Annotated in this window: 17 protein-coding genes; 4 read left to right on the plus strand and 13 right to left on the minus strand. The window is 66.3% G+C overall.

Translation table 11 applies throughout. The annotated features are described in order from the left end of the window. Positions 1 to 10 precede the first annotated feature (10 nt). The 7 genes from QMF22_RS15965 to QMF22_RS15995 form a co-directional block, all read right to left on the minus strand. Positions 11 to 862 (minus strand): ABC transporter permease, encoded by an 852-nt coding sequence (locus QMF22_RS15965; RefSeq protein ID WP_283455444.1) that lies wholly within the window; start codon positions 860 to 862, stop codon positions 11 to 13. Beyond that, positions 859 to 1797 carry an ABC transporter ATP-binding protein gene (locus QMF22_RS15970; RefSeq protein WP_283455446.1) on the minus strand — a complete coding sequence of 313 codons (939 nt, stop codon included), beginning with the start codon at positions 1795 to 1797 and terminating at the stop codon, positions 859 to 861. The genes QMF22_RS15965 and QMF22_RS15970 overlap by 4 nt, the downstream gene beginning before the upstream one ends. Before the next feature lie 149 nt (positions 1798 to 1946). Continuing rightward, on the minus strand, positions 1947 to 4055 hold the full coding sequence (locus tag QMF22_RS15975) for an acyl-CoA dehydrogenase family protein (RefSeq protein WP_283455448.1): 2109 nt from the start codon (positions 4053 to 4055) through the stop codon (positions 1947 to 1949). A gap of 305 nt (positions 4056 to 4360) precedes the next feature. Next, entirely contained in the window at positions 4361 to 6454 is a 2094-nt protein-coding gene (gene recQ, locus QMF22_RS15980; protein WP_502846973.1) for a DNA helicase RecQ, read from the minus strand. An 81-nt stretch (positions 6455 to 6535) separates the two neighbouring features. Beyond that, positions 6536 to 7189, minus strand: coding sequence for a copper resistance CopC family protein (locus tag QMF22_RS15985; RefSeq protein ID WP_283455450.1), 654 nt, complete (start codon positions 7187 to 7189; stop codon positions 6536 to 6538). A gap of 55 nt (positions 7190 to 7244) precedes the next feature. Beyond that, on the minus strand, positions 7245 to 7958 hold the full coding sequence (locus tag QMF22_RS15990; protein ID WP_283455453.1) for a YcnI family copper-binding membrane protein: 714 nt from the start codon (positions 7956 to 7958) through the stop codon (positions 7245 to 7247). 102 nt (positions 7959 to 8060) lie between these two features. Beyond that, positions 8061 to 8687 (minus strand): hypothetical protein, encoded by a 627-nt coding sequence (locus QMF22_RS15995; protein WP_283455455.1) that lies wholly within the window; start codon positions 8685 to 8687, stop codon positions 8061 to 8063. Positions 8688 to 8887: 200 nt separating this feature from the next. Here QMF22_RS15995 and QMF22_RS16000 point away from each other — a divergent pair, with 200 nt between their 5' ends. Beyond that, positions 8888 to 9823 (plus strand): EamA family transporter, encoded by a 936-nt coding sequence (locus tag QMF22_RS16000; RefSeq protein ID WP_283455457.1) that lies wholly within the window; start codon positions 8888 to 8890, stop codon positions 9821 to 9823. A gap of 18 nt (positions 9824 to 9841) precedes the next feature. Here the strand turns inward: QMF22_RS16000 and QMF22_RS16005 are convergent, their stop codons facing one another. The 6 genes from QMF22_RS16005 to paaA are packed head-to-tail and all read right to left on the minus strand — an operon-like array spanning position 9842 to position 14474. Beyond that, the gene (locus QMF22_RS16005) at positions 9842 to 10615 is read right to left on the minus strand and encodes an enoyl-CoA hydratase/isomerase family protein (RefSeq protein ID WP_283455480.1); all 774 of its coding nucleotides are present in this window, start codon (positions 10613 to 10615) and stop codon (positions 9842 to 9844) included. 35 nt (positions 10616 to 10650) lie between these two features. Then, entirely contained in the window at positions 10651 to 11802 is a 1152-nt protein-coding gene (gene paaE / locus QMF22_RS16010; RefSeq protein WP_283455459.1) for a 1,2-phenylacetyl-CoA epoxidase subunit PaaE, read from the minus strand. Further along, positions 11802 to 12347 carry a 1,2-phenylacetyl-CoA epoxidase subunit PaaD gene (gene paaD / locus QMF22_RS16015; protein ID WP_283455461.1) on the minus strand — a complete coding sequence of 182 codons (546 nt, stop codon included), beginning with the start codon at positions 12345 to 12347 and terminating at the stop codon, positions 11802 to 11804. The genes paaE and paaD overlap by 1 nt, the downstream gene beginning before the upstream one ends. Continuing rightward, complete coding sequence (gene paaC, locus QMF22_RS16020) at positions 12341 to 13186, minus strand: 1,2-phenylacetyl-CoA epoxidase subunit PaaC (RefSeq protein ID WP_283455463.1); 846 nt, start codon at positions 13184 to 13186, stop codon at positions 12341 to 12343. The genes paaD and paaC overlap by 7 nt, the downstream gene beginning before the upstream one ends. Then, positions 13183 to 13488, minus strand: coding sequence for a 1,2-phenylacetyl-CoA epoxidase subunit PaaB (paaB, locus tag QMF22_RS16025; RefSeq protein WP_092106867.1), 306 nt, complete (start codon positions 13486 to 13488; stop codon positions 13183 to 13185). The genes paaC and paaB overlap by 4 nt, the downstream gene beginning before the upstream one ends. Then, on the minus strand, positions 13485 to 14474 hold the full coding sequence (gene paaA, locus QMF22_RS16030) for a 1,2-phenylacetyl-CoA epoxidase subunit PaaA (RefSeq protein WP_174774960.1): 990 nt from the start codon (positions 14472 to 14474) through the stop codon (positions 13485 to 13487). The genes paaB and paaA overlap by 4 nt, the downstream gene beginning before the upstream one ends. A gap of 199 nt (positions 14475 to 14673) precedes the next feature. On the opposite strand from paaA, the gene paaI reads away from it, so the two are divergent. The 3 genes from paaI to QMF22_RS16045 are packed head-to-tail and all read left to right on the plus strand — an operon-like array spanning position 14674 to position 17080. Next, positions 14674 to 15102 carry a hydroxyphenylacetyl-CoA thioesterase PaaI gene (gene paaI, locus QMF22_RS16035; protein ID WP_283455470.1) on the plus strand — a complete coding sequence of 143 codons (429 nt, stop codon included), beginning with the start codon at positions 14674 to 14676 and terminating at the stop codon, positions 15100 to 15102. Between the two features lie 17 nt (positions 15103 to 15119). Continuing rightward, positions 15120 to 16439, plus strand: coding sequence for a phenylacetate--CoA ligase PaaK (paaK, locus tag QMF22_RS16040; protein WP_283455472.1), 1320 nt, complete (start codon positions 15120 to 15122; stop codon positions 16437 to 16439). A 41-nt stretch (positions 16440 to 16480) separates the two neighbouring features. After that, a complete protein-coding gene (locus tag QMF22_RS16045) occupies positions 16481 to 17080 on the plus strand; it encodes a TetR/AcrR family transcriptional regulator (protein ID WP_283455474.1) in 600 nt (199 codons plus the stop codon). The last annotated feature ends 321 nt before the right edge of the window (positions 17081 to 17401 follow it).

Below are 17401 nucleotides of genomic sequence, written 5' to 3' on the forward strand. Positions count from 1 at the left end.
ATGGTACGGGTTAGGCGTCGCGGCGCTTGAGCAGCAGCGCGGCCGTACCGAGACTCACGACAACCCAGGCCATCACGACCAGGAACGCCTGCCAGGATTCCATGGTGTTGGGGGTGATCATCTCGGAGCCGGCCGCGGTGAACAGGAACGGCATGATGTCGGCCACCCACCCGACCATGATGGAGAACAATGCCACCACAGTAGGCAGCAGCAGGATGATGCCGAGCACCGTCGCGATGCCGCCGGCGCTGCTGCGCACGATCGTGCCGATCCCGACCGCGAACACCGCGATGAGGGCAAGGAACAGCACGTTGCCGAGCAGGGGCAGGAGGACAGCGACGTCGACCAGACTCGCGCTGATGTCCTTGGCACCCAGTATCGGGATGGCCACGAGGAAGGAACCGATCACGCTGAACAGGCCGACGAGGAAGGTGTACCCGAACAGGACGATGACCTTGGCCCACAGTGCCGGCAGGCGGTTCGGCACGGCGGTGAGGGTCGACTTGATCATGCCGCTCGAGTACTCACCGCTGATCGAGAGCACGCCGAGTACGGCGACGATCAGCTGGCCCAGCCCCAGACCGGTCGTGGAGACGAGGACGAACAGCTGTTCACTGCTGCCCATCATGGGGGCACCCGTGTTCGGGTCGAACCCGGCCGTCGCCGTGGACATGGCGAACGACATGGCCACGGCAAGTCCGAGGGCGGCCACGATGACAAGGGAGAAGGTCCAGTAGGTGGAGCGCAGGCTCCACAATTTGATGGATTCCGATTTCAACAGGCCGGTGAAGCTGAGGCCTGAGCCAGCCGACACGAAAGTTGCGCGTCCAGTGGACGGCTGGGTGGGGGTTACGGTGCTCATCGAGCCGCCTCCGTTTCGGTGTGAGAGGAAGAGTCGCCGGTGCGATACTCCACTTCGTTCTGGGTGAGTTTCATGTACGCGTCCTCAAGCGACGCGCTCACTGCCGACAGTTCGTGCAGGGAGATCTGGGCGGCAGCGGCGCGGTCGCCGATCTCGTTCACAGACAGTCCCGTGATCTCGAGCACATCCTGTTCGACGTTCGTGATGGTCACATTCTCCTGTGCCAGCAGGGTGGCCAGCGCCGCGGTGTGCGGAGTGCGCACGCGAACAGATTCACCCGCTGCCGAGGCGATGATGTCGGCGACCGAGGCATCCGCGATCACCCGGCCACGACCGAGCACGATGATGTGGTCGGCGGTGAGGGCCATCTCACTCATGAGGTGGGAGGAGAGCAGCACGGTGCGCCCCTCGGCGGCGAGCTGTTTGGTGAGCTTGCGGACCCATTGAACGCCCTCGGGATCGAGGCCGTTAACAGGCTCGTCGAGGATGAGCGTGGCCGGGTCGCCGAGCAGCGCCGCGGCGATGCCGAGGCGCTGGCCCATGCCGAGCGAGAATCCGCCGACGCGCTTGCGGGCGACGGACTCGAGACCGGTGAGGTTGATGACCTCGCGCACCCGGCTGGTCGGGATGTTGTGGGTGGCCGCCATGGCGCGCAGGTGGTTGTAGGCGCTGCGACCGGTGTGCACGGCCTTAGCGTCGAGCAGCACGCCGACCTCACGCAGCGGTGCCTTGTGCTCGTGGTACGGCTTGCCGTTGACGATGACCGAGCCGAGGCTGGGTCGATCAAGGCCCACGATCATGCGCATAGTGGTGGACTTGCCCGCGCCGTTCGGCCCGAGAAAACCGGTGACCTTGCCGGGCTGCACCGTGAAGTCGACCGAGTCGACCGCGGTTTTGCTTCCGTAGTGCTTGGTCAGGGACTGTGCCTGGATCACGACTGCCTCATTCCGTTAGTGGGTGAGGCCCCGTTTTCGTGCATTGAAGCCCCCATACCAAACGGTATGGTTCAACCCCTGTGTGGCGCATCAACCGGTGGGATGGTTGTGCGCCACCCCCGTCGTACCTGAGTACGACGGGGGCCCGGTTACTTCCTGACCGGCTTTTCGGGGGTGGGCGCTGTTCCGTCGGCGCGCTGGTTGGCGTAGTAATCTCGGGCTTCGACCTGGCGTTCACGTTCTATGCCGCTCGCGATCGTGGCCCGCAGGTGGTCCTGCGAGTAGCCGAATGCGTCGACCAGATCGAGGGCGTATGGGCGGATGCGCGCGATCAGTCGGTCGATGTAGGCCGTGACGGCCTGGGCCCGCTGGGCGGAGAGCCGTCCGTGGATGAGATACCAGGCCAGGTTCTTCTCCACCAGGCCGAGGCCGAACAGGTCGCGCAGCCAAGTGAGCACCTGCTTGGTGCCTTCGTCTGTAGTTGACCCGAGCGCGCGGGTGAAAGACTCCCACTGCAGCAGTTCGCCGTGGGCGCGGGCCGCTTCGATGAGCTCATTCTGGTGCGCGTTGAACAGGTCGGCGGCCTGCTTTTTGGGCAGCTTTGTGGCGCCGCGCAGTTTGCCGGCCACCTCGCCGATCATGCTCTCGACCCGGTCCGTGAGCAGTTCGCGCTGCACGTCGGCATCACGCAGCGCGCCGACCGAGCGGGCCGTTGACCCGCGGTCGGACACCGATTGCCCCAGGGTGCGGAGGCCCGTGCCGTGGTAGGCGCGACCGGCGGCGTGCTGCACGACGTAGCGGGCGAGGGCGCCAGCATCCGCTGTAGCGAACTTGCGGCTGTAGTCGGTGAGCAAGCGCTTGGCGACGAGCTGTAGCAGCACGTTGTTGTCACCCTCAAAGGTGGCGAAGATGTCGAGGTCGGCGCGCAGACCGACGAGGCGGTTCTCGGCGAGGAAGCCGGCACCGCCGCAGGCTTCGCGGGCTTCCTGCAGGGTGTCGAGCGCGTGCCAAGTGGAGAGCGGCTTGAGCGCGGCGGCGAGGGTTTCGAGGTCTTGCCGGTCGTCGTCGGTGTCGGCCTTGCCGCTGAACACCTCGTCGAACTTGACCAGGAACTCGTCGTGCGCGAAGGTCTGCGCGTAGGTCGTGGCGAGGCGCGGGAACAGGCGGCGCTGGTGCCGCTGGTAGTCGAGGATGACCTCTTCGTCGGTGTCGCTGCCGGCGGTGAACTGGCGGCGCTGGCTGCCGTAGGTGATCGCGATGGTCAGCGCCAGAGCGGATGCCGCGGTGGCGGCGCCGTCGAGCGACACGCGACCCTGCACGAGCGTGCCGAGCATGGTGAAGAAGCGGCGACCGGGGCTTCCGATCGGGCTCGAGTAGGTGCCGTCTTCGGCGACATCGCCGTAGCGGTTGAGCAGGTTGCCCCGCGGGATGCGCACGTTGTCGAAGTGCAGTCGGCCGTTGTCGATGCCGTTGAGGCCGCCCTTGAGGCCGTCGTCTTCGCCGCCGACGCCGGGGAGGAAGTCACCATTCTCGTCACGGATGGGCAGGTAGAAGGCGTGCACGCCATGATTGACGCCCTTGGTGATGAGCTGCGCGAACAGCACTGCGGCGATGCCGTCTTTCGCTGCGTTGCCGAGGTAATCCTTCCAGGCGGCGCGAAACGGGGTATTGATGACGAATTCGTTGGTTGCCTCGTCGAAGGTTGCGGTCGTCGCGATGCTGGCGACGTCGGAACCGTGGCCGATCTCGGTCATGGCGAACGCGCCGGGCACGGAGAGATCCATGATGCCGGGCAGGTACTTGTCGTGGTGCGGTTTGGTGCCGAGGTGCAGGACTGCGGCCCCGAACAGGCCCCACTGCACGCCGCCCTTGATCTGCAGGCTTGGGTCAGCGATGACGAGCTCTTCGAAGCCGGCGATGTTTCCGCCATGGTCGTCCTGCCCTCCGAGGTGCTTGGGAAAGGCGCGCAGCACGTGACCATTGGCAGCGAGAACCTTGAGCTGCTCGAGTACGCGCAGGCGGTGGTCCGCCATGGAGAGTCCCTCGATGCGCTGCATATCGGGGCGCGCGGTGACTTCACGGGCCGCGATGCGCACGTCGGCCCAGGTGCCGAGAAGCTGGCGTCCGAGCTGTTCGACATTGACCGAGGGAGCTGCGGGGTCGCCGATGGATTTAACGGGGCCGGTGTCGACGCTGACATCGAGGCGGGGGTCGATCGTCGTCGATCGGGTGCTGGAGCGCTGGGCTGTGTCAACCATGGGTGGTCCTAACTTTTCGCGCGAAGTGGTGGTCGCAACGCTAGGGCCGTGAGGGCGCAGTCGCGAAATGGGCGGTGCGGGGGCGACAACGATATATGCCGCGCGCGGCATCCGTTTTGTAGGATCACTACAACTGACGGCACTGGAGACCTGCGCTCCTCCACAAGAACTCAGCCATTGAACACCCGGCCTCGGCCGGGGAAGTCACCGAGCGAATGGCACTCGCGGCACCCATTAGCGCTCGCGGCACCCATTGGTAGGGGTGCCACGAACGGCAACGGGTGCCGCGAGCCCGTCGAGGAGCTTTATAGGGCGGACGTGGCGACGACCTCGAGCAGGGCGTCGCCGTAGGCCTCGAGCTTCTTGGCGCCGATGCCGGTGATGCCGTCGAGAGCGGCCAGGGTGGTGGGGCCGGCCGCGGCGACGGCGATCAGGGTGGCGTCGCCGAAGACAATGTAGGCGGGAACGCCCTGCTCCTTCGACTCGGCCGAGCGCCAGACGCGGAGCGCCTCGAACAGGGTTTCCTGCGCGGTGCTGAGGTCGGCGGCAGCGACCTTGGCCGCGCTCGGCCGGCGGGCGGCACTCGAGCGCGCCGGCCGGTCCGGTTCGCGGCGCAACTGCACCGTGCGACCGCCGCCGAGGACCTGGGCCGCGGCATCCGTCAGCACGAGGGTGCCGTACTCGCCGGACGTGGCGAGCAGGCCTTGGGCCAGCATCTGGCGCACGACGCCGCGCCAGGCCTGGTCGCTGAGGTCGGCACCGAGTCCCCAGGTGCTCAGCTCGTTGTGCCGGTACTGGGTGGCGCGGGGGGTTTCCTTGCCGCGCAGGATGTCGATAAGGTGGCCGGCGCCGAACTTCTGGTTGCGTTCGCGGTGCAGCCGCACAATGGTGGAGAGCAGCTTTTGGGCGGGAATGGTGCCGTCCCAGGCTTCGGGTGGTTCGAGGCAGGTATCGCAGTTACCGCAGGGTTCGCTGGTCTGGCCGAAGTAGCGCAACAGGTTGACTCGGCGACAGTGCACCGTCTCGCACAGGGCGAGCATGGCGTCGAGGTGGGCTGACAACTTGCGCCGATGGCCGAGATCGCCCGGCGACTCATCGATCATGCGGCGCTGCTGAACCACGTCTTGCAGGCCGTAGGCGAGCCAGGCGGTGGCCGGAGCGCCGTCGCGGCCGGCCCGACCGGTCTCCTGGTAGTAGCCCTCGACCGATTTGGGCAGGTCGATGTGGGCGACGAAACGCACGTCGGGCTTGTCGATTCCCATGCCGAAGGCAATGGTCGCGACGATGACGACGCCCTCTTCGCGCAGGAACCGGGACTGGGTTCGGGCGCGCAGTCCGGCGTCGAGGCCGGCGTGGTACGGCAGGGCGTTGACGCCGTTCTGACGCAAAAACTCGGCGGTCGCATCGACGGTCTTGCGGCTGAGCGCGTAAACGATACCCGCGTCGCCGGGGTGCTCGGTTTTCAGGAACGACAGCAGTTGCTTGCGCACCTCGGCCTTGCCGACGATGCGGTACTGGATGTTGGGGCGGTCGAAGCTCGCCACGAAATGCCTGGCGTCGCCCATCTGCAGGCGGGCCGTTATCTCCTGATGGGTGGCATCCGTTGCGGTGGCGGTGAGGGCTATGCGCGGTACGTCGGGCCAGCGGTCGGCCAGCTCGCCCAGGGCCAGGTAGTCCGGACGAAAGTCATGGCCCCACTGCGAGACACAGTGGGCTTCGTCGATGGCGAACAGGGCGATGGTTCCGCGCTCGAGCAGTCGCTTGGTGGCCTCATTGGAGAGCCGCTCGGGGGCGACGTAGAGCAGGTCGAGGTCGCCGTTCAGGTAGTCGCGCTCGACCTGGCTGCGGGTCTGCGAGTCCTGGCTGGAGTTGAGAAACTCAGCGCGAACGCCCACCGCGGTCAGCGCATCCACCTGGTCTTGCATGAGGGCGATCAGCGGCGACACGACGATGCCGGTGCCTGGCCGAACCAGCGCTGGAATCTGGTAGCACAGGCTCTTGCCGCCGCCGGTGGGCATGAGCACGACGGCGTCTTTACCGTCGACGACCTGAGCGATGATCTCGGCCTGGTCACCGCGGAACGAGTCGTAGCCGAACACGGTGTGCAGGGCCTCGGCCGCTGTGGCAAACTTGCGGGTTGCTGCGCGAATCGGGGCGGCCGTGCGGGCGGGCTGATGAGAAGCGGATGCGCCGCCCGAGTACGCAGGCGGCAGTCCGCCAACCTGCTGGTCGCCGAACTGGCGATCGAACTCGGGCGGCGGTGCGTCGAAGTCGTCTGGCGCGTCGAAATCGCTCGGGCCGTCAAAGTCATCCGGGCCGTCAAACTCACGCGGGCCATCGGCGTCCCGGGGTGGTTCAACGCGGTTGCGGTTCCCGGGCAGCTCAGCGTTCCAACTCACGCTGACAACTTTACCCGGCCCCCCTGACACGTTACCCCGCGCCCCACCCTCCCCTCCGCGAGAGCGGGTGGGGACGACGACTCAGGGGCGGGGCTTGCGGCGAAGGAGGAACAGAGTCACCGCTACGGCGAGGAGCACGGCTACCAGGGTGCCTCCGATCCAGGCGACAGTGGAGAGCGAACTGTCAGCGGCGGTGTCTCCGGGTGGCGGGGTGGCGGCATCCGTCACCGCGGCACTCGCTTCGGTGCCGCAGGAAGGAGCCGCGGCAAGGCCATCGGCGAGAGTCTGCCCCGCGGCCGGCTGCCAATCGAAGGTGAACTCATCGGAGATCGAATGGCCGTCGGTGGAGACCGTCTGCCAGATCACCGTGTACTGCCCGGCGGCGCCGAGCTGTACCGACGTTTCGACCGTCGCGCCGGAGACGGTCGCGCAACCGTCTCCGTAGAACAGCGGCGCACTGGTCGGCCCGGTGACGAGCATCGCGCTGCCGGAGCCGGTTCCGCCAAGGTCGAGCAGCAGGTCATTGGTGGTAACCGAGATCACACCGGGCTGCTCGGTCACCACCGAGTCGGCCTTCGGCGACGAGCCGACGACGTAATTATGAGCGGATGCCGGGGCCGCGCCCCAGCCGAGCGCCCCAGCGACAACGACGGCCGCGAATACGGCCCGGGCCGCACGGCGAGCTGCCCGCCGAGGCGCCCGGCTACTCGCCGCGCCAGCCGGGTATCCTGCCACTGCGCCCTTCGCTGAACCTGCCCTGCCACGTGGTGTCGTAGTGCCCCGCACGAGACTAAGCCTTCGTCTTGCGGCGGGCGGTAACAGCCAGAACGATGCCGACAGCGCCGACAACGAGTCCACCAGCCCCGAGTACTCGAGCCAGCACGTCATCGGATGCGGTGGTGGCCGTCGTGGCCGCTGCCTCATCGTGGGTGGCGACAGTCTCTGATTCAGCGCCGTGCTCGTCACCGGTGGCGGCGGTGACCGTGATGCTGGGCGCGGGGTGGGCCGGCTCGTCCTCACCCTCGACCGTGGGTTCGTTCCACGTGGTCTCGCCCACCACGCAGGTCTGCAGCACGGGGAATTCCAGGGTGTCGCCCTCGGCATCGGCAGGCAGCTGCAGGCTCAGCGCGAAGGTCGTGCGCAGGCCATCGGGGAACGGGGTATCGGCGGTGTAGAGCACCGCACCGGTGCGGGTCGTGATGGTGTTGCCCTCGCCATCGTCGATCGGAGTGGCGACGTCAACGGCCGTTTCCGACACCGCCCAGCCCGGGTTGACCGTTGGAGTGACGCTCGCGATGCTGTCGGGAATTCCGATGCTGATCGACGTCGTCGACGATGCGTCGCACCCGTGCGGAAGCGCAAAGGTCAGCACGGTGTACGCCCCTGCTGCGGTCGTCGGTGTGTCGACCGCGATGTGGGCACTTGCAGCGAGCGGTGCGGCGAGCGCGAGAAGTGCGCCGGCGGTCAGGGCTGTGGCAGCGAAAATTGGGGTCGTGAACTTCATGATGGTCCTTCAGTGTGAGGTGCCCGGCGGCAGCCGAACGGTGCAGGGCAAAGCCTCTGCTACTCATTCGGCGCGGCGGAGAAAATGGTCTGGTTATGGTTGTCAGGCGGCGAGCGCACAACGCGGCGGACCACGATGCCGCATCGGCGATAACACCAGAATCAGATCGCGCGGCGTGAATACCGGCGCATCGTGCCCGATGCGCCGCGGAGCAGCCACCGGGACAGCCAGCTTTGCCGACTCATACAGGGGACGGATGCCCAGGCGAACGTTATCGACGAGACCCCAGAATGCGCGTTCCGCATACCGCAGCGCCATAATTGTCACAATCGCGGCACCGACGTGGGCAAGCCACATGGCCGTGTCAGTGTGCCCTAGGTGCACGCTCGTGCTGGGAACGATCGGACCAATCAGGCCGGGCAGTGCCGAGTGCTGGTGGGTACCCGACGCGGCGATGGCCTCGGCTCCGAGCGCGCCGCCCGCCGCACCGAGCGAAAACAGCCCATGAAAGATGACCTGGCTGATCAAAACGGATGCTGCCCCTCGCCAAAAGGACAGGGTGCGCCCGGCGAGGGCAACACAGACCATGCCGGCGAAGGTGAGCGACACGACGACGGCCAGCAGGCTTGGCACCGAGCCACCACCGAGGGTGTGCGACAGGGCGGCGACAAAGGTCGAGAACGCGGCGACAATCCAGCCATGCGCGAAGCGGGCCCAGCGTGTGTGCATGTGCTCCTCCTCCAGGTCACTCCAGCGTAACGAACCGACCCTGCAAAAATACTGGCGCGGGCGGAGCCGCCCTAATAGGCACCCCCCGAACGCAGCTGATCGCCGGTCAGATCCATGGTGAAACGATCGCCTGCGCCCAGCCGGCATCCGCTCGCCAGACGCCTTCGAGGCAGTGCCGGCCAGCGCTAGGCTGATGGCCTATGTTGACTGCGTTCTTTGGACTCACCGGCGCCGTGATCTTCGGGTCGGCAGATTTTCTCGGCGGACTCGCCGCGAAGCGCATCAGCGCCATGCTCGTGACGGCGGTCGCGGCGAGCTCCGGGCTGGTCGTGCTGCTGCTTGTTCTGCCCTTCGTCGCGGGCGAGTGGTCGGTATCAGCCGTATTCTGGGGCGCTCTGTCCGGGGTCACCGGGACGCTGGCGATCACGCTGCTGTATGCCTGTCTAGCGATCGGACCCATGAGCATCCTCTCGCCGTTGACCGCAGTGGTCTCGGCGATCGTACCGATGACCGCTGGCCTGCTCGGCGGGGAGCGATTTCTGCCGATCGGCTACTGGGCGCTCGGCCTGGCCCTGGTAGCCGTCGTGTTGGTCGGGTTCGTGCCCGAACGCGGCGCCGTGCGGCCACGTCTGCTGGGCATTGTCATGGCGATCGGCTCCGGCACCATGATCGGCGCGTTCATAATTCTGATCGACCAGACCCCGGCCGACAGCGGCTTGGTCCCACTGGTCATGAACCGGGCCGTGAACGGCGGCATCATGTTCGCGGTTGTCGGACTCATCGCCCTGCGCGCGCTGCGCCGACGTCGCGCGCGGGCTGCTACGCCGGTCTTGGTCGCGGCAGGCCGTTCAAACGTTGAAGCGGATGCTGCCAACCCTGCCAGAGTCGACCGCACGGCGCTTCGAACCGGCCTCAAGCTGGCCGTGGCCTGCGGTGTGATCGACGTCACCGCAAACTTTCTGTTACTGCTCGGGCTGCGCCTCGGCGACCTGAGCGTGGTCAGCGTACTCACGGCCATGTACCCGGCCGGCACGATTCTGCTGGCCGCCGTCGTACTCAAAGAACGCATCGCGCCGGTTCAGTGGCTCGGCCTTGCCCTCGCGCTGACCGCGGCCGGAATGCTCGCAATCGCCTGACGCGCATCGGCTACCTGGTCAGGCGCGACCGGTGAAAGCGGGCTTACGCTTCTCCTGGAAGGCGGCGAAGCCCTCGCGGTAGTCGCCGGTGGCGCACAGCGCGGCCTGGGCTGCGGTCTCGTCGCTCATGCTCTGCCACAGGCCGAGGCGTTCGTCGCGCAGCGACTCCACGAGCGCTTTGCTCGCAAGAAAAGCCTGCGTCGCACCGGATGCCGCGCGCATCGCCGCCTGCACGGTCGCCTCGGTCAGTTCCGCGGCCGGAAAGACCTGGCTGAACAGTCCGCCGGCGACGGCCTCGGCCCCCGACATGAGGCGGCCGCTGTAGATCAGATCGAGGGTTCGGTGGGCGCCCAGACGTTCCACGAACAGGGCGTGTCCGCCGGAATCGAGGGTGGCGCCGAGGTTCGCGAACGGCGAACCGATCTTTGCGGTGTCGGCGATGTAGACCACGTCGGTGGCGATGAGCAGGCCGAGGCCCACTCCGAGGCAGGCGCCGTGCGCCGCCGCGAAGGTGGGAGCCGGAAACCGGCTCATGCGCGCAAGCAGCGGGGTGACGAGGTCGCCGAGATACCCGAGCACGTCGTCGGTGCGCGGATCGACGGCCGAAATATCACGGCCGGCGCAGAAGGCCCGGCCCTCCCCGCTCAACACCAGCGCGCGCACGCCGGCCCGCTCGGCCTCCTGGTATGCCGCGTCGAGTTCGACGATCGCGGCCTCGTCGAGGGCGTTGAGCTTGTCGGGCGCGTTCAGCACCACGTGGGCGACGTTGTTGTCTATCGAGAGGTCAATCACGTACATCCGCTTTCTTCGTGCTGTTCGTTGTACAGCTAGACGTCGTAGTCGACGACGACGGTGTCGGTGGTCGGGTGCGACTGGCAGGTCAGTACGTAACCGCGGGCGAGTTCTTCGGGTTCGAGCGCGTAGTTCTCGGTCATCGTGACGTCGCCGCTGACCAGTTTGGCGCGGCAGGTTCCGCAGACGCCACCGGCGCAGGCGAATGGCACGTCAGGGCGCACCCGGAGGGCGGCGTTCAGGATGCTCTCGTTCGCGTTGACGGGAGTGGTGACCGTGTTGCTCTGGCCGTCGAGGGTAAACTCGATCTGAAAGGTCTTGTCGCCCTGGCCGATGATGACGGGCCGGCCGCGGTCGCCGCTCGCCGCCGAGGGCTCACCGGTGGTGAACAGCTCGAACCGCACGTGCGACCGTTCTACGCCGGTACTCTCGAGGGTGTCCCGGCAGAGCTGTACCAGTTCGAAGGGTCCGCAGAGGAACCACTCATCGACCGTGGCCGGGCGAAGAATGGTGTCGAGCATGCGCCGAAACTTCTCTTCGTCGATGCGGCCGGAGAGCAGTGACGACGACCGCTGCTCACGCGACAACACGTGATAGAGCGCGAGACGGGCCGGGTAGCGGTCCTTGAGCTCGGCCAGCTCGTCGAGGAACATCACGTCGAGCGCGGTGCGGTTGGTGTACACGAGGGTGAACATCGACGTCGGAGAGGCGGCGAGAACGGTGTGCGCGAGCGCCATCAGCGGGGTGATCCCCGAGCCGGCGGCCACGCCAACCACGTGCTTGTGATCGAGATCGTGCAGGGTCGAGGTGAAGCTGCCCTGCGGGCTCATCACATCGATCTCGTCGCCGGAGTGCAGTTCGCTGTTGGCCCAGGTGGAGAAGGCGCCGCCGAGGTCGCGTTTGATGGCGACGCTGATCTGGCCCCCGTTGCTCGCCGCGGGCCGGCAGATCGAGTAGCTGCGGCGCAGTTCCTGGCCGTCGATTGTGGCGCGCAGGGCGAGGTGCTGGCCAGGCAGGTAGTCGAACGCGCCCTGCAGCTTGGGCGGAACGGTGAAGGTGACTTCGACGCTGTCTGCGGTGAGCGGGCGCACTTCGGCCACCGTCAGGGTGTGAAAGCGTGCGCGGTGCTTGACCGGCGCCAGGGTCGTGGCGACCTGGTTGGAGGATTCGAGACGTGTTGCAGCCATTAGAGCACCTTGAAGTAGTCGAACGGCTCGAGGCAGTCTCGGCATTCGTAGAGGGACTTGCAGGAGGTGGAACCGAAGTGCGCGAGTTCGCGGGTGTTGAGCGAGGAGCAGCGCGGACATTTCACGGCCATTTTCAGACTGATCGGGCCGACCGGCCCTGAACCGCGCACGGTCGCATGCCCGGTGGGGGCGGCGATGCCGTATTCGCGCAGTTTGGCCTTGCCGATCTCGCTCATCCAGTCGGTGGTCCAGGCCGGGCTCAGCACGAGCCGAATCGACACGTTTTGGTAGCCGGCGGCGGTGAGCACCCCGAGAACGTCGTCGCGCATGGCGTCCATGGCGGGGCATCCGCTGTAGGTCGGGGTCAGCGTGACGGCGACGGCGTCACTGGCGACGCTCACCGAGCGCAGCACACCGAGGTCTTCGATGGTGAGCACCGGAATCTCGGGATCGACGACCTGGGCGGCGATCGTCCAGGCCGCCAGCGATGCCGCGTCGGCGGGACGCGGACGAGCCGTGGCCTCGTGCGTAGCGGTGTTCACCATGATGCTCCGGGGTGGGCGCGAGTGAGAACCTGCATTTCGGCGAGCAGAAAGGCGAGGTGTTCGGAGTGCTTGCCGGTGCGGCCGCCGCCGGAAGCGACGAAACCGCGCGGAATCTCCAGCTCAGCTTCGGCGAGCACCGGCGCGATGGCCGCGTCGAACGCCGGGCGCAGGCTCGACGGGCGCACCGCGATGCCTTCGAGGCGGTCGATGAGCGGGTCGTCGCGGAAGATCTCCTCGACGTAGGGCCAGAGGTCGGAGAGGGCGGTGATCATGCGGCGGCGCGACTCGTCGGTGCCCTGCGCGAGACGCAGCACCCACTGAGTGGAGTGGTCGCGGTGGTAGTCGACCTCTTTCACCGCTTTGGCGGCGATCGCGGCGAGTGTTGCGTCAGCGGATGCCCGCAGCCGGCTGTGCAGCTCGAACAGGTAGTGCGACACGATGAACTGGCGCGCGATGGTGTGCGCGAAGTCGCCGTTGGGTTGCTCGACGATGTGCAGCGAGCGAAAATCGGGCTCGGTGCGCCAGTAGGCGAGGTCGTCTTCGGTGCGGTCCGTGGCGGTTCCGGCGTAGTGCAGCAGCGACCGGGCGTGACCGATCAGGTCGAGGCCGACATTGCCGAGGGCGACGTCTTCTTCGAGTTCGGGGGCGCGGGAGATCCAGGCGCCGAGCTGTTGGGCCAGAACGAGCGAGTCGTCGCCGAGCCACAGGGCATATTCGGCGACGTCGGGGGTGGCCACGGACGGACCTTCGATGAGCTCGGCGTCGAGGGTGGTGACGTCGACGGCGACGTGGCCGTGGGCATCCACTTCGATACTGTCCTTGTTCACAGCGTCAGTCACAGGTGCTTCACTCCCTCACTCTTGGAGTAGTAGCTCGCGTGGCGGTAGTTCTTACCGGCGGGTGATTCGAAGAAGGCGCCCTTGGCGTCGGGGTCACTCGTGGTGATGGCGGCGGCGGGAACGACCCAGACCGAGACGCCCTCACTTCGACGCGTGTACAGGTCGCGGGCATTGCGCACGGCGAGGGTCTCGTCCGGGGCGTGCAGGGAGCCGACGTGCACGTGGCTCAGACCACGGTTTGAGCGCACGAAGACCTCCCAGAGGGGCCAGATTTCTGCTGCAGAATCGCCGGGAGTCGTCATTTGGCTGCCATTTCTTCGGTTCGTGCGGACTGTTTGTGGGCATAAGCGGCCGCGGCTTCGCGCACCCAGGCGCCCTCGTCGTGGGCGTCCCGTCGACGCTGCAGACGCTGGGCGTTGTTCGGGCCGCGTCCGGCGAGCACCTCGTGGAACTCGGTCCAATCGATCTCGCCGAGATCCCATTGCTGGGTCTCCTCATTGAAGTGCAGGTCGGGGTCGGGCAGAGTCACGCCGAGCACCGCGGCCTGGGGCACGAGCATGTTCACGAAGCGCTGGCGCAGTTCGTCGTTGGAGTGGCGCTTGATCTTCCAGGCCATCGACTGGGCCGAGTTGGGCGAGTCGTCGTCGGGCGGGCCGAACATCATGAGTGCGGGCCAGTACCAGCGGTTGACCGAGTCCTGCGCCATCTGGCGCTGCTCCTCGGTGCCCTGCATGAGCTCGAGGAGAATCTCGAATCCCTGGCGCTGGTGAAAGGATTCTTCCTTGCAGATGCGCACCATCGCGCGGCCGTAAGGGCCGTAGGAGGCGCGGCAGAGCGGTACTTGGTTGCAGATGGCAGCGCCATCGACGAGCCAGCCGATCGACCCCATGTCGGCCCAGCTCGGGGTCGGATAGTTGAAGATGCTCGAGTAGCGAGCCTTGCCGGCGATGAGGGCATCGGTCATGTCATCACGGGTGGCACCCAGGGTTTGCGCGGCGGAATAGAGGTAGAGGCCGTGACCGGCTTCATCCTGCACCTTGGCCATGAGGATGGCCTTACGCTTGAGGCTTGGGGCGCGCGTGATCCAGTTCGACTCGGGCTGCATCCCGATGATCTCGGAGTGCGCGTGCTGCGAGATCTGGCGTACGAGCGACTTGCGGTAGCCCTCGGGCATCCAATCGCGCGGCTCGATGCGCGAATCGGCTTCGATCAGATCGTTGAACTGCTGTTCTTCGACGCTGATAGCGACGGGTGCGCTCGTATCGGGCGTGATGGTGCTTGTCATCATCGGCTCCTGGTCTGCGTTGACTGCGGTGGTCGTGGTCGGATCGGAATCGTGCACAAGCTGGCGACGCTAAGGTGATGCACGTCAGGAATTTTGCGCACGCATTGTCAATCTATTACCAACCGATCGTTCAGTTAGTATATAGTCACATTATCGGTCGGGCAACCCCCGACCTGCACGGCAACTCAACGAGGAGAACCGAATGACGGAAGCACCGCCCGTAGGCAGTGAGGCCATGATGCAGCGCGACCGGGCATCCGCTTCTCTCGGCATGATCGTGCACCGCAATGAGCCGGGTCACTCCGTCGTCTCGATGGTCGTTCGCGACGACATGCTGAACGGTTTCGATGTGACCCACGGCGGTTTCGTCTTCGCCCTGGCCGACACGGCTTTCGCCATCGCCTGCAACGATTCGCACCACGTCACGCTCGCTGCCGGCGCCGACATCACGTTTCTGAAGCCGACCACGAGCGGCCAGAATCTCACCGCCACCGCGCTGCTGCGAGTGAAGAGCGGTCGGAGCGGCATCTACGACGTGCGTGTCACCGTCGACAACGACGTCACGGTGGCCGAATTTCGCGGCCGCAGCCGCACCACCAACCTGCCCGTCCCCGCCCGCAACCACCTCTAACCCTTCCGGAAGGCACCATGTCAACGCTGACCAAGACCCGTCTGCACGCACCGGCACTCGAAGAGCTCGACGCGGCAGAGCGGATGCCGCAGGGCGAGATTCGCTCGCTGCAGCTCACCCGACTGCAGCACACCGTGCGGCACGCCTACGCGAACGTACCTCTCTATACGCGCAAGTTCGATGCTGCCGGCGTGCACCCCGACGACATCCGCACCCTCGAGGACGTTGCCCTGCTGCCGTTCACGACCAAGGAAGACCTGCGTGTCTCGTATCCGTTCGGCATGTTCGCGGTGCCGATGGACCAGGTCGCGCGCATCCACACGTCGTCAGGCACCACCGGACTGCCGACGGTCGTCGGCTACACCAAGAAGGACCTGGCCATGTGGGCCGGCCTCGTTGCCCGCAGCCTGCGCGCCTCCGGAGTGCGCCCCGGGATGAAGGTACACAACGCCTACGGGTATGGCCTGTTCACCGGCGGGCTCGGCGCCCACGCCGGCATTGAAGCTCTTGGTGCCTGTGCCATCCCCATGTCTGGCGGGCAGACCAACAAGCAGGTGCAGATGATCACCGACTTCGAGCCCGACGTCATCCTGTCCACTCCCAGCTACCTGCTCACCATCACCGACGCCATGGTCGCTGCCGGCCTCGACCCGCGCCGCTCGAGCCTGAAGGCTGGCGTGCTCGGTGCTGAGCCCTGGACCAACCAGATGCGCCTCGAGCTCGAAGACCGCCTCGACTTTGACGCGCTCGACATCTACGGCCTCAGCGAGGTCATGGGGCCGGGCGTCGGCAACGAGTGCATCGAGTCGAAGGACGGCCCGCACCTCTGGGAGGACCACTTTCTGCCGGAAATCATTAATGGTGACACCGGCGTCACGCTGCCGGACGGCGAAACCGGTGAGCTCGTCTTCACCTCGCTCACTAAGGAGGCCTTTCCGGTCATCCGCTACCGCACCCGCGACCTGACCCGCCTGCTTCCCGGTACCGCCCGGCCCGGCATGCGCCGGATGGAGAAGATCACCGGTCGCAACGACGACATGATCATTCTGCGCGGGGTCAACCTGTTCCCGACCCAGATCGAAGAGATCGTGCTCGGCATCGAGCACCTCTCCCCGCACTTCGTGCTCGAGCTGACCAGACCGTCGCGCATGGACGAACTCACCGTGCGCATCGAACGGCATGAACAGTCCACCGAAACGGAGTCAACGGTTGCCCGAGCCCTACTGATCGCACTGATCAAGGACCGGATCGGCTCCAGCGTCAATGTCTTTATCGTCGAACCCGGCACCCTGGAGCGCAGCACCGGAAAGCACAAGCGCGTTTACGACCTGCGCTAGCCGGTCGTAGCCGGCACGGCTCCGTGAGAGACTCAAGACCTATGTCTAAAGTACACACCCCCAAACGCGGGCGCCCCGGCTACGACCAGCGTGCCATCTTGGCGATCGCCGTCACCGCATTCAATGAATTCGGCTACGACGCCACCTCGATGGGAGTGCTCGCGACCCGCCTGTCCCTCTCGAAGGCGGCCATCTACCACCACTTCTCCTCCAAGGATGAACTTCTGCAGCTCGCCCTCGACGAAGCCCTCAACGGGCTCGAGGGTGTTCTGCTTGAGTCCGGAGCCGTGACCGGCAGCGCCATCGACCGCCTGGCCTACGTGCTCCGCGGCGCAGTGATCGTACTCGCCGATAGGCTTCCGTACGTAACGTTACTGCTGCGGGTGCGCGGCAATACCGAGGTCGAGCGCAACGCCCTGACCCGCCGCCGCGCCTTCGACCGCGCCGTCTCGGCATTGGTCGTCGAGGCCCGTGATGAGGGATCACTGCGCAGCGACATCGATCCGCGGGTGGTCACGCGCCTGCTCTTCGGCATGGTCAACTCCATCGCGGAGTGGTATCGCGCTGAAGGCCCAGAGGATGCCGCGCAGCTCGCCGAGGACGTGCTCGCCGTAGCCTTGGACGGCCTCCGCCGCCGCTAGCAGCTCCCATAACAACGAAGGGCCACGCACATTGTGCGTGGCCCTTCGTCTATGTTCTTGCCGTTTGACGATCCCGGCCCGTTCAGAGGGTTGGAGGGGTGTCGGGATATTCGCGGGGTGCCGAGTTTTCGGGGTGTTTTGCGGGTCTCCGCATGCTTTTCGCGGAGGCCCGCAAAACACCCCGAATGTTTGAGCTGAGGAGCGAGTGTCCCGTCGCTCCGCAGGCGTAAGGCCAGGGTCTTGAGCACGCGACTGAACGCGGTCGGAGGAGAGCGGGTTAACGACAACAGGGCCACCCGTGGGTGGCCGTTAACGCAGGAA

Source organism: Cryobacterium sp. PH31-L1 (assembly GCF_030063145.1).
Lineage (GTDB): Bacteria > Actinomycetota > Actinomycetes > Actinomycetales > Microbacteriaceae > Cryobacterium.